An 11,776-nucleotide genomic window follows, 5' to 3' on the forward strand; every position below is an offset into this window, starting at 1 on the left:
GGGGGGGCGCCAGCGGCCGTACGAAGAGCAGCGCCACCGAGAAGACCAGGAACCCCACGGCGTCGACGGCGTAGCAGGCGGCGAGGCCGGGTCCGGCGATGAGCAGCCCGCCGACGGCCGGCCCCAGCAGGGCGGCGAACTGTGTGGACGCGGCGGTCAACGCGCCCGCCGCCGCGAGGCGTTCGGTGCCGACGAGCGCGGGGATGGCGGCGAGCATCGCGGGGCCGCCGAGCCCGGCGAGCAGTCCGGTGCAGCCGGTCGCGACGTAGATGACCCAGAGGCGGGGCTCGGGCTGGAGGGCGTTGACCGCGAGGGCGGCGGCGACGAGCGTCAGCGGCAGCCGGGTGACGAGCATCAGCTTCCGGCGGTCCGCGCGGTCGGCGAGCACCCCGCCGACGAGGACGCCCACCACCAGCGGCAGTGCGCGGGCGAGGCTGACGAGGCCGATCTGGAACGGTGAGCCCGTGAGGTCGTAGATCTGTACGGCGACGGCGACGCTCGTCATCAGCGTGCCGAACAGGGCGCCGACGAAGCCCGCGTAGAGCAGCCGGAAGTCGCGGTTCTCGCGGAGCGGGGTGACATCCATGACGAGGCCGGCCAGGCGCATGTACGACTCCAGGAAGGGGCTGGGCGAGGGTTAGGTGAGCCTTGCCTGAGCAACCCTGGACGGCCTGGGGCTTAAAGTCAACATGTGTGAAGTTCAGCGTGGGGTCCGCCCGATTGTTAGCCTCGGGCCCTGATGAGCAGCGACCATTCGCCGGCCCGGCGCCGGCCCACCCACCGCAAGGGGCGCGCCACCCTCACCCGGGAATCCGTGGGGCGGGCGGCGCTGGACTTCCTCGGGGAGCACGGGGCCGCCGAGCTGACGATGCGGTCGCTGGCCGCCGAACTCGGGGTGTCGCCACGGGCGCTCTACAACTACGTCGAGGACCGGCGCGACCTGATCACCGTCGCGGCCGAGATCTTCGAGGCGGCGTGGCGGCCGCCGGAGCTGGATCCGGCGCCGGGTGGCCGGCGGGAGTCGCTGCGCGCGTTCTGCCGCGATCTGCGGGCGCATCACCGGGCGCATCCCGGCATGACCACACTGGCGTTGAGCGAGAACATCACCATGGCCCGGCATCCGGTGATGCTGCGGAACGTGGACGCGCTGATCGGGTTCTTCGCGGCGACCGGGCTCACGCCGCAGGACGCCTATCGCGCGTGCATGGAGTCGATCAGGCTGGTCGTGGGCTTCGTGGAGTTCACGGACTCACTCCACGACCGGCCGCCCGCCCATCTCGACCCGGCGGAGCTGGGGCAGTCCCCACCGCCGTGGCTGCGCGCGGAAGCGGGGGAAACGGTGGACGAGGTGGAATTGGCACACCTCGGCGGGGCCGGCGAGCTGGAGCCCGACTCGCCGGACACCCTCTTCGAGTTCTCCCTGGACGTGTTCGTCGAGGGGATCGCGGCCCGCGCGCGGCGGCGCGGGCCGTGAACCGCGAGCCGTTAGCCGCGAGCCCGGAGAGACGGGCTCAGTCGAAGATCGGCCCCTGCGTACGGGTGCGCTTGATCTCGTAGAAGCCGGGGATCGAGGCGACCATCAGCGTGCCGTCCCACAGCTTGGCGGCCTCCTCGCCCTTGGGCGCGGGGGTGACGACCGGGCCGAAGAAGGCGATCTGCTCGCCGTCCGAGCCGGGCACCGCGATCACCGGAGTGCCGACCTCCTGGCCGACCTTGTCGATGCCCTCCTTGTGGGAGGCGCGCAGCTCGGTGTCGTACGTGTCCTTCTCCGCGTACTCGATGAGGTCCGCCGGCAGGCCGACGTCCGCCAGCGCGGCGGAGACGGACTCCAGGCTGTTGCCCTCACCGAGGTTGTGGAAGCGGGTGCCGAGCGCGGTGTAGAGCTTGCCGACGACCTCGTCGCCGTGCAGCTGCTGGGCGGCGATCACGACGCGGACCGGGCCCCAGGCGGCCTTCATGCCCTCCCGGTACTGCTCGGGAAGCTCGTCGAGCTTCGGCTCGTTCAGTACGGCCAGGCTCATGACGTGCCAGTGGACCTCGACGTCCCTGACCTTCTCGACCTCCAGCATCCAGCGGGACGTCATCCACGCCCACGGACAGAGCGGGTCGAACCAGAAGTCGACCGGCGTCTTGGTCTTCGTCTCACTCATGGGCGTGTCTCTCCTCGGAAAAGAACGGGTCAGGTCCAGCGATGGGCAACGTATCGGGCAACGCCACGGGTCGCCGCGGTCATTCCCGGAACACTCCCGGCGGATGCCCCGTGGGAGAATTCGAACCGTTGTAGGCAAAAACACGCACACGAAGGAGTGCCCGTGCCCGGTGAGAATCTGTCCCGCGACGAGGCCCGCGAGCGGGCCGAGCTGCTGTCCGTCGACGGGTACGAGGTCGCCCTCGACCTGCGTTCGGCGGTCGGTGAGGCGCCGGACAACTCGCCGGGGGGCGGCGCGGCACGCACCTTCCGCTCACTGACGACGATCCGTTTCCGCTCGGCGCAGCCGGGCATCGCCACCTTCGTCGATCTGGTGGCGCCGAGCGTGACGTCGGTGACGCTGAACGGGCGCCCGCTGGACCCGTCCGTCGTGTTCGACGGCGCGCGGATCGCGCTGTTCGGGCTGGCCGCCGAGAACGTGCTGGTCGTGGACGCGCAGTGCGCGTACAGCCGTACGGGCGAGGGCATGCACCGCTTCGTCGACCCGGAGGACGGCGAGGTCTATCTCTACACGCAGTACGAGCCGGCCGACGCGCGCCGTGTCTTCGCCAACTTCGAACAGCCTGATCTGAAGGCGCCGTTCAGCTTCGAGGTGACCGCGCCGGAGGGCTGGACGGTCTGGAGCAACGGCGCGGCGACCCGGTCCGGCGCCGACACCGGTGTGTGGACGTTCGCCGAGACCAGGCCGATCGCGACGTACATCACGGCCGTCGTGGCCGGGCCGTACCACCATGTCACCGACGTGTACCGGCGCGCGCTGCCCGACGGCTCCACCTTGGAGATCCCGCTCGGGGCGCTCTGCCGCAAGGGTCTCGCCCGGCACTTCGACGCCGACGACATCTTCCTGGTGACCAAGCAGGGCCTGGACTTCTTCCACGACCACTTCGACTACCCGTATCCCTTCGGGAAGTACGACCAGGCGTTCGTGCCGGAGTACAACATCGGCGCGATGGAGAACCCCGGCTGTGTGACCTTCCGTGAGGACTACGTCTTCCGGGGCCGGGTCACCGAGGCGTCGTACGAGCGTCGCGCGAGCGTCATCCTGCACGAGATGGCGCACATGTGGTTCGGCGACCTGGTGACGATGCTGTGGTGGGACGACCTGTGGCTCAAGGAGTCGTTCGCCGACTTCATGGGCGCGCTGTCGCAGGCGGAGGCGACACGCTTCACCAACGCGTGGGTGACCTTCGCCAACAGCCGCAAGTCGTGGGCGTACCGCGCCGACCAGCTGCCGTCCACGCATCCGATCACGGCCGACATCCGTGACCTGGAGGACGCCAAGCTCAACTTCGACGGCATCACCTACGCCAAGGGCGCGTCGGTGCTGAAGCAACTCGTCGCGTACGTGGGGCGGGAGGCGTTCCTGGAGGGCGCGCGGCGCTACTTCAAGCGGCACGCGTACGGGAACACCCGGCTGGGCGACCTGCTGTCGGTGCTGGAGGAGACGTCGGGGCGCGACATGACGTCGTGGTCACGCTCCTGGCTGGAGACGGCGGGCGTCAACTCCCTCACCCCGGTGGTCACTTACGACGCCTCCGGGCGGCTGACGGAGCTGGCCGTGGTCCAGGAGGCCGCCGAGTCGCACCCCGAACTGCGCCCGCACCGGGTGGCCGTGGGGCTGTACCGGCGCGAGAGCGTGGACGCCGAGCTGGTCCGGTACGCGCGCGCCGAGGTCGACGTCGAGGGGCCGCGTACGGTCGTCACGGAGCTGGCCGGGGCCGAGCGGCCCGATCTGATCCTGGTCAACGACGACGACCTGACGTACTGCAAGATCCGGTTCGACGAGGGCTCGCTGGAGACGCTGCGCGAGCACCTCGGCGAACTGACCGACCCGCTGGCGCGGGCGCTGTGCTGGTCGGCGCTGTGGAATCTGACGCGTGACGGGCTGATGCCGGCCCGGGACTTCATCGCCCTGGTGCTGCGGTTCGCCGGACGCGAGTCGGACATCGGTGTGCTCCAGATGCTGCACGCCTGGGCGCAGGGCGCGCTGATCCACTACGCGGCGCCCGCGTGGCGCGAGGAGGGCGCGGCGGCGCTGGCGGCAGGCGCGCTGGGCGAGCTGCGGCTGGCCGAGCCGGGCAGTCAGCACCAGTTGACCTGGGCGCGGTTCTTCGCGTCGACCGCCACCTCGGACGCCGATTTCCAGCTGCTGCGGGGCCTGTTGGGGAACACGGCGAAGGTCGACGGTCTCGATGTCGACCAGGAGCTGCGCTGGAGCTTCCTGCGTCCGCTGGCCTCGCACGGCCTGGCCGACGAGTCCGTGATCGCGGCGGAACTGGCCCGTGACGACACGGCGTCGGGCAAGCGCCATCAGGTCCGCTGTCTGGCCGCGCGGCCCTCGGAGGAGGTCAAGGCGACCGCGTGGTCGGACGTCGTCGACTCCGACGCCCTGTCGAACGCGCTGGTGGAGGCGACGATCGCGGGCTTCGCGCAGCCGGGGCAGCGGGCGTTGACCGCGCCGTACGCGGAGAAGTACTTCGAGGTGATCGAAGAGGTGTGGGCCGAGCGCTCGATCCAGATCGGCATGGATGTGGTGCGGGGGCTGTACCCGAGCCTGCAGGACCGCCCGGAGACGGTGCGCGACACGGACGCCTGGCTCACGGGGCATCCGGACGCGCCACCGGCCCTGCGCCGACTGGTACTTGAGGCGCGGGACGACCTGGCGCGCGCGCTGGCCGCCCAGGTGTGCGACGCGGCGGCGGGCGCGGCGGCGTCGGCCTGAGCCGGCGCGCGGGTCATGGGTGGGGCGCTTCCGAAAGCGCCCCACCTGCCCCGGAAGCGCCTGCCCACTCCGAAAGCGCCCCGTCTGATCGGCAATCGAACGTCCGTACTTTAGGACGAGCTTGTCCGGATTTGTCGACGGGCTCGTAACAGCGGTTAGCGGGTGGGCCGTTCGCGGGGAAGCCCCGGACATGAACAACTCCTCCACCTCCTGCGGCGGCGAGACCCCCTCTCCGCTCTCCCCCCGCCCGCTCAGCCACCTCGACGGCGCGCGGCGGCGTGTCCTGTCCGCCGCGCAGCTGCGTGAGCACGGGGTCAGTGCCGCGCGCGCCGCCGCGCGCTGCGCGCCCGGGGGGCCCTGGCAGCAGTTGCTGCCGGGGGTGTTCCTGCTCCACCAGGGCCCGCCCACCAGCGAAGAGCGCCTGCGCGGCGCCCTGTTGTACGCGGAGCGCCGCCCGGCCGCCGGCGCGGCGCGCGGGGACGTCCCGGCGCAGCCCGCCGGCGCGGGCACCGGCGCTCGCCGCGACATCGCCATGATCACCGGCCTGGCCGCCCTCACCCTGCACGGCCTCTCCTCGGCCCCCGCGCTGACCACGCTGACCCACATCGACGTGCTCGTCCCCCGCACCCGCCGACTGCGCTCCACGGGCTGCGTCCGTATCGTGCGCGCCCACACGCTGCCCGCCGCCGAGCGGGTCACCGGCCTGCCCGTCGCGCCCGTCGCGCGCGCCCTGGCCGACGCGGTCGCCGGGCTCACCGACGCGGCGGCCGTACGTCTGCTGCTCACCGAGGCGGTACGGGACGGTCACTGCGAACCGGCGGCGATCGTACGGGAGTTGAGCCAGGCCCGGCTGCTGTCCCGGCCGCATGTCGTGGACGCCGTCGACTCGCTGCTCGCGGCAGGCCGGGCGCTCGCCGAGGACCGGCTCTACGAGATGGTGCGGACGTACGGGCTCCCCGAGCCGGTCTGGAACGTCGACCTGCGGCTGCCGGGCGGCCCGCACCTCGGCGGCGTGGACGCCTACTGGCCCGACCACGCGGTCGCCGTGGAGCTGGACACCCGCGCGCCACGCCACGGCGGGACGCCGCAGGACGATGTCCGGTGGTCGGAGTCCGCCCGCAAGCGCGAGCATCTGGAGCGGCTCGGCGTCACGGTGGTCCATCTGACGCCCAGAAAGCTGCGGGACTCGATGGAGCTGCAGTCGACGGTGGTCCGTACGGCCCTGCTCGCGGCGGCCGACCGGGAGCCCCCGGCGCGCGTGGTCGTACTGCCGCGGTGAGGACCGGCGACCACGGCCGGGCCGCGAGAAGCCCGGATATGGGGCGGTTGATCCTCGATGGCGGACGGCGCCCGGTGGCGGATGTACGCCACCGCCACTTCCCGACACCGACAGCTCTCCACAAACCCTGGTCATTTACGCAAAGCTGAGCGGTCATCCGGTACCGAATTCCGGACTGTCTCTTTCACAACCAGGGATGCTGATGACCTCCGAATCCGAGAGCTCCATATCCGGTCCGAGACGCGTGGCTCGGGTCGCCGCCGCCACGGGCCTGGCCGCCGCGCTGATAGCCACCGGCGCGCTGCCTGTCTTCGCCGCTCCGGCTGCCGACGACCCGGCCGCCTCCGCACCTGTGAAACCCGCCAAGTCCGCCACCGAGAAGCTCGGTTCGTCCGACGTCGACCTGCTCGACAAGGCCGTCGCCGAGGGTGAGAAGAACGTCACCGTCATGGTGGCCACGGCTCCGGGCCAGACCGAGCAGGTCTCCGACCAGTTCGACGCCGTGTCCGGCGCGGTGGTCGGCAAGACGTACGACAAGCTCGGCTACGTACGGGCCACCCTGCCCACGGGCAAGGCCGAGGCCGCGCTCAAGGCGGCTCAGAAGCTCTCCTCCGTCCACGGCATCGACCTCAAGCACGAGATCGAGCTGGACGACCCGACGCCCGCCGCCGACACGGTGAAGGGCGCGGCGAAGGCCAAGGGCGCCAAGGCCGCGACGGCGCCCGGCGCGAACACCCCGGCGAAGAACCCGTACAACCCGTCCTTCGAGACCGGTGCGGTGGACTTCGTCAAGCAGAACCCGAAGGCCGACGGCCGCGGGGTCACCATCGGCATCCTCGACTCGGGCGTCGACCTGGGTCACCCGTCGCTGCAGAAGACCAGCACCGGCGAGCGCAAGATCGTCGACTGGGTCACGGCGACGGACCCGGTCAACGACGGTGACGGCACCTGGCGTCCGATGCAGCTCGACGTCAAGGGCCCGTCGTTCACGGTCAACGGCCGGACGTACTCGGCCCCGGCCGGGAGCTACAAGTTCAACCTGTTCGCCGAATCCGCCACGCGCGGCGGTGACATGGCCGGGGACCTGAACCGGGACGGCGACACCACCGACGTGTGGGCGCTGCTCTACGACGCGGGCACCCGCACCGTGCGGGTCGACCTCAACAACGACGCCAAGTTCGGCAACGACACGATCATGAAGCCGTACAAGAACGGCTTCCAGATCGGCTACTTCGGCGAGGACAACCCGAAGACCGAGATCGTCGAGCGCATCCCGTTCGTCATCGAGGTCCGCGAGGACGTCGTCAACAACGCGGGCGTCAAGTCCGACTACGTCAACATCGGTGTCATCGAGGGCTCGCACGGCACGCACGTCGCCGGTATCACCGCGGCCAACAGCCTGTTCGGCGGCAAGATGAACGGCGCGGCGCCCGGCGCCCAGCTGGTCTCCTCGCGCGCCTGCACCTGGAGCGGCGGCTGCACCAACATCGCCCTCACGGAGGGCATGGCCGACCTCGTCATCGAGCGCGGCGTGGACATCGTCAACATGTCCATCGGCGGACTGCCCGGTCTGAACGACGGCAACAACGCGCGGGCCGAGCTGTACAACCGGCTCATCGACACCTACGGCGTCCAGCTGGTGATCTCCGCGGGCAACGACGGCCCCGGCACCAACACCATCAGCGACCCCGCCGTCGCGGACAAGGTCATCTCCGTCGGCGCCTCCATCTCCAAGGAGACCTGGGCGGCGAACTACGGCTCGGTCGTCACGACCGACTACGACATGATGCCGTTCTCCGCCCGCGGTCCGCGTGAGGACGGTGGCTTCGCGCCGATCATCACGGCCCCCGGCGCCGCCATCAACACCACGCAGACCTGGTACCCCGGCGGCCCCGTCGCCGAGGCCGGCTACTCGCTGCCGCCCGGCTACTCGATGCTCCAGGGCACCTCGATGGCCTCGCCGCAGGCGACCGGCGCGAGCGCGCTGCTGCTCTCGGCGGCCAAGCAGAAGGGGATCGAACTGACCCCCGCGAAGCTGCGTACCGCTCTCACCTCGACCGCCACCAAGATCGCCGGCAAGAAGGCGCACGAGCAGGGCTCGGGCCTCATCGACGTCGTCGGCGCGTGGGACGCGATCGAGGACGGTGCCAAGGCCAACGAGTACAGCGTCAAGGCCCCGGTCGACACCTCGATCGACTTCGCGCTCAAGACCCCGGGCTTCGGCACGGGTCTGTACGACCGCGAGGGCGGCCTCCAGGCCGGCAAGAGCCGGACGTACGACGTCACCGTCACCCGCACCACCGGTCCCAAGGGCCTGGTGGCGCACCAGCTCAACTGGAAGTACAACGACGGCACCTTCAAGCTGCTGAGCGGCAAGAACGTCAAGCTGCCGAAGAACAAGCCGGTCACCGTCACCGTGCAGGCCAAGGCCGACCAGGCCGGCGCGCACAGTGCCATCCTCGAACTGGACGACCGTTCCAGCACGGGCGTGGACAAGCAGATCCTCACCACGGTGGTCGTCTCCAAGAAGCTGGCGAAGCCCTCGTTCACGTACTCGTCGCTGGGCTCGGTCGAGCGCAACGGCACCGAGTCGTACTTCGTCACCGTCCCCGAGGGCGCCAAGACCCTTGAGGTCGCGCTCGGCGGACTCGCGGCGGGCAGCCAGACGCGCTTCATCAGCCTGCACCCGCAGGGTGTGCAGATGGAGGACAGCTCGACGATCTTCTGCTACCCGAACTATGTGAACCCGGCCAACACCTGCCGTCCGGATCTGCGTTCGTACGCGGACCCGACGCCGGGCGTCTGGGAGATCGAGGTCGAGTCGCGTCGTACGTCGCCGCTGCTGAACAACCCGTACAAGCTGGACGTCACCGTGCTGGGTGCCTCGTTCGACCCGGCCGTCACCACACTCCCCGAGGCCAAGATCGGTACCCCGGCCCCGGTCGAGTGGACCGTCACCAACGGGTTCGCCGCCATCGACGGCAAGCTCGCGGGCGGCTCGCTCGGCTCGGCGAAGGTCGACCGGCCTTCGATCGCCCAGGGCGAGCAGAAGGAGACGACCGTCACCCTCGGTGCGGGCGTCGAGCGGCTCGACGTGGCCATCGGCGGCACCTCGGACAACTCGGCGGACCTGGACCTCTCGGTCTACCGGGACGGCGTGCTCGTCGGCCAGGCCGCCGACGGCGACTCCGAGGAGGCCGTCAGCCTGATCGCGCCTGCGGCCGGTGAGTACACCTTCGTGGTGGACGGCTACTCGGTCCCCGCCGGGACCACCGAGTACGACTACCGGGACGTCTTCTACTCGGCGACGCTCGGCGAGGTCACGGTCGGCGACACTCCGGTGAAGCTCGCCAACGGCGCGTCGGCGGAGGTCTCCGCCGAGGTGACGGTGGCCGGCGCGGCTCCGGAGGGCCGGCAGTTCTTCGGCGAGGTCCAGCTGCTGAACGCGCGCGGTACGGCCGCGGGCACCGGCAGTGTCGTGATCGAGAAGGTCCTGCCGTAGCGGTTACGCCGTAACGGTGGACACGTAGGAAGAGGGGCGGGCGTCCGGACGGGCGCCCGCCCCTTACGTGCGCCGCCCGCGCTGTGACCGACGCCGCACCGTCCCGACCAGCGGAATGGATTGGACAAGGCGGGCTCGGACAGACGCATCATGGACGCGGCACCCGGGCCGCATGTACGTACGGAGGAGTCCCTGTGAAGGTCGGAATCGTCGGAGCCACCGGTCAGGTCGGCACAGTCATGCGCACCATCCTGGCCGAGCGGAACTTCCCGGCCGACGAGCTGCGGCTGTTCGCCTCCGCACGCTCCGCGGGGTCCACCATCGAGTGGCGGGGCAAGCCGATCACCGTCGAGGACGCGTCCACCGCCGACTACACCGGCCTGGACATCGTGCTCTTCTCCGCGGGCGGCGCCACGTCCCGGGCGCTCGCCGAGAAGGTGGCGTCCCAGGGTCCCGTCGTGATCGACAACTCGTCCGCCTGGCGCGGCCACCCCGAGGTCCCGCTGGTGGTCTCCGAGGTCAACCCGCACGCGGTCGCCAACCGCCCCAAGGGCATCATCGCCAACCCGAACTGCACCACGATGGCCGCGATGCCCGTGCTGCGCCCGCTGCACGACGAGGCGGGTCTCACCGCGCTCGTCGCCACCACCTACCAGGCCGTGTCCGGCTCCGGGCTCGCGGGCGTCGCGGAACTGCACGACCAGGCCCGCAAGGTCGTCGAGAACGCCGACCGCCTGACCTTCGACGGCGACGCCGTGGACTTCCCCGAGCCGACCGTCTACAAGCGCCCGATCGCCTTCAACGTGCTGCCGCTCGCGGGCTCGATCGTGGACGACGGCTCCTTCGAGACGGACGAGGAGCAGAAGCTCCGCAACGAGTCCCGCAAGATCCTGGAGATCCCGGAGCTGAAGGTCTCCGGGACCTGTGTGCGGGTGCCGGTCTTCTCCGGCCACTCCCTCCAGGTCAATGTCCGCTTCGAGCGCCCGATCAGCGTGGCGCGGGCGTACGAGCTGCTGAAGGACGCCCCCGGCGTCGAACTGTCCGAGATCCCGACACCGCTCCAGGCCGCGGGCAAGGACGCCTCCTACGTAGGACGCATCCGCGACGACGAGACGGTGGAGAACGGCCTGGCGCTGTTCGTCTCGAACGACAACCTGCGCAAGGGCGCCGCGCTGAACGCGGTGCAGATCGCCGAACTGGTCGCGGCGGAGCCGCGCGGCTAGGCCCTGTCTTCAAAGTCCCGCCTGGCCTGCGACGCCTGGCACGGCACCTCGCCGCGTTGTCGGAATCGACCAAGTACGCCCAGTACGAGGCCGATCCTCCGCCTTGCGATGCACCGCACCAGCCGCCGCAGGCCCCGCCCTACGGGCGGACGGCGCTACTTTGAAGACAGGCCCTAGGACCTCTGGTCCTGAGGTGCCGGACGGGCCCGAACCCGTCCGGCACCTGAGGCGTCAGCGGCGTACCTCGAAGTGGAAGCAGCCGTACTCCACCGCCCGTACGTGGACGAGCGCCACCGCCGGGTCCGCGAAGGCCTCCGCGAACGCCTCGTCGAAGCCCTCGTCCGCCGCCTCGGGGATCTCCAGCAGCCGGCCGCCGACGATGCGCCCCTCGGAGTCGTAACGGCGCACGGTGCGCAGCGCGCCGGATCTGGCGAAGGGGTAGCCCGTCGCGTCCGCGGCCGGGCCCTCGCACTCCTCGGCGTGGATGAAGACGGGGCCCTGCTCGTCGTACGCGCCGGGCTTGGCCCAGGTCTCGGCTGCCCAGCGGCGCAGCGGCGCGTACGTCACGAGCGTGATCCGCTCGCCCACGCGGCTGGGGCGCAGGCAGCAGCGCAGCGGGTGGCCGCCCTCGGTGTCGGTGAACGGGGTACGGGTGGCGCCCGCGTCGTCGGTGTCGCGGAGTTCCTTGAGGGCGGCGGGCTCGATGGGTCGTGCGACGTGCTGTGCGATCTGGTGTGTCATGGAACGAGCATCACGCCGTCGGGCCGCGCCGACCGGCGGTTTTCGGACGTCGCGGTACGGCCCGGGGAGGCTCCGGCGATGGCTCCGGCGATGGCTCCGG

Annotated in this window: 8 protein-coding genes; 5 read left to right on the forward strand and 3 right to left on the reverse strand. The window is 70.8% G+C overall.

From position 1 onward, the window contains the following. A partial coding sequence (locus tag ACFUN8_RS12150; RefSeq protein WP_383634881.1) for an MFS transporter occupies positions 1–607 on the reverse strand: 607 nt, incomplete at its 3' end. Positions 608–739: 132 nt separating this feature from the next. On the opposite strand from ACFUN8_RS12150, the gene ACFUN8_RS12155 reads away from it, so the two are divergent. Beyond that, positions 740–1,474: a TetR/AcrR family transcriptional regulator gene (locus tag ACFUN8_RS12155; RefSeq protein ID WP_383634883.1), complete on the forward strand. Its 735-nt coding sequence runs from the start codon at positions 740–742 to the stop codon at positions 1,472–1,474. Between the two features lie 37 nt (positions 1,475–1,511). Here the strand turns inward: ACFUN8_RS12155 and ACFUN8_RS12160 are convergent, their stop codons facing one another. Further along, positions 1,512–2,150 (reverse strand): DsbA family protein, encoded by a 639-nt coding sequence (locus ACFUN8_RS12160; protein ID WP_382564373.1) that lies wholly within the window; start codon positions 2,148–2,150, stop codon positions 1,512–1,514. A 162-nt stretch (positions 2,151–2,312) separates the two neighbouring features. Here ACFUN8_RS12160 and pepN point away from each other — a divergent pair, with 162 nt between their 5' ends. The 4 genes from pepN to ACFUN8_RS12180 all read left to right on the forward strand — a co-directional run bounded on the left by pepN (position 2,313) and on the right by ACFUN8_RS12180 (position 10,935). After that, positions 2,313–4,931, forward strand: coding sequence for an aminopeptidase N (pepN, locus tag ACFUN8_RS12165; RefSeq protein ID WP_383634886.1), 2,619 nt, complete (start codon positions 2,313–2,315; stop codon positions 4,929–4,931). A 190-nt stretch (positions 4,932–5,121) separates the two neighbouring features. After that, complete coding sequence (locus ACFUN8_RS12170) at positions 5,122–6,210, forward strand: hypothetical protein (RefSeq protein ID WP_383634888.1); 1,089 nt, start codon at positions 5,122–5,124, stop codon at positions 6,208–6,210. 196 nt (positions 6,211–6,406) lie between these two features. Next, positions 6,407–9,712 carry a S8 family serine peptidase gene (locus ACFUN8_RS12175; RefSeq protein ID WP_383634890.1) on the forward strand — a complete coding sequence of 1,102 codons (3,306 nt, stop codon included), beginning with the start codon at positions 6,407–6,409 and terminating at the stop codon, positions 9,710–9,712. A 194-nt stretch (positions 9,713–9,906) separates the two neighbouring features. After that, complete coding sequence (locus tag ACFUN8_RS12180) at positions 9,907–10,935, forward strand: aspartate-semialdehyde dehydrogenase (protein ID WP_383634892.1); 1,029 nt, start codon at positions 9,907–9,909, stop codon at positions 10,933–10,935. A gap of 231 nt (positions 10,936–11,166) precedes the next feature. On the opposite strand, the gene ACFUN8_RS12185 is transcribed toward ACFUN8_RS12180, so the two are convergent. Next, positions 11,167–11,676 (reverse strand): DUF1203 domain-containing protein, encoded by a 510-nt coding sequence (locus ACFUN8_RS12185; protein WP_383634894.1) that lies wholly within the window; start codon positions 11,674–11,676, stop codon positions 11,167–11,169. Positions 11,677–11,776: the final 100 nt, after the last annotated feature.

Source organism: Streptomyces sp. NPDC057307, assembly GCF_042667665.1.
In the GTDB taxonomy this organism is placed as follows: Bacteria; Actinomycetota; Actinomycetes; order Streptomycetales; family Streptomycetaceae; genus Streptomyces.

Excerpts from the sequence above, each read along its gene's own strand:
- ACFUN8_RS12160 (WP_382564373.1), bottom strand. The coding sequence starts at position 2,150 with ATGAGTGAGACGAAGACCAAGACGCCGGTCGACTTCTGGTTCGACCCG.
- ACFUN8_RS12175 (WP_383634890.1), top strand. The coding sequence starts at position 6,407 with ATGCTGATGACCTCCGAATCCGAGAGCTCCATATCCGGTCCGAGACGC.
- ACFUN8_RS12170 (WP_383634888.1), top strand. The coding sequence starts at position 5,122 with ATGAACAACTCCTCCACCTCCTGCGGCGGCGAGACCCCCTCTCCGCTC.
- ACFUN8_RS12185 (WP_383634894.1), bottom strand. The coding sequence starts at position 11,676 with ATGACACACCAGATCGCACAGCACGTCGCACGACCCATCGAGCCCGCC.
- ACFUN8_RS12155 (WP_383634883.1), top strand. The coding sequence starts at position 740 with ATGAGCAGCGACCATTCGCCGGCCCGGCGCCGGCCCACCCACCGCAAG.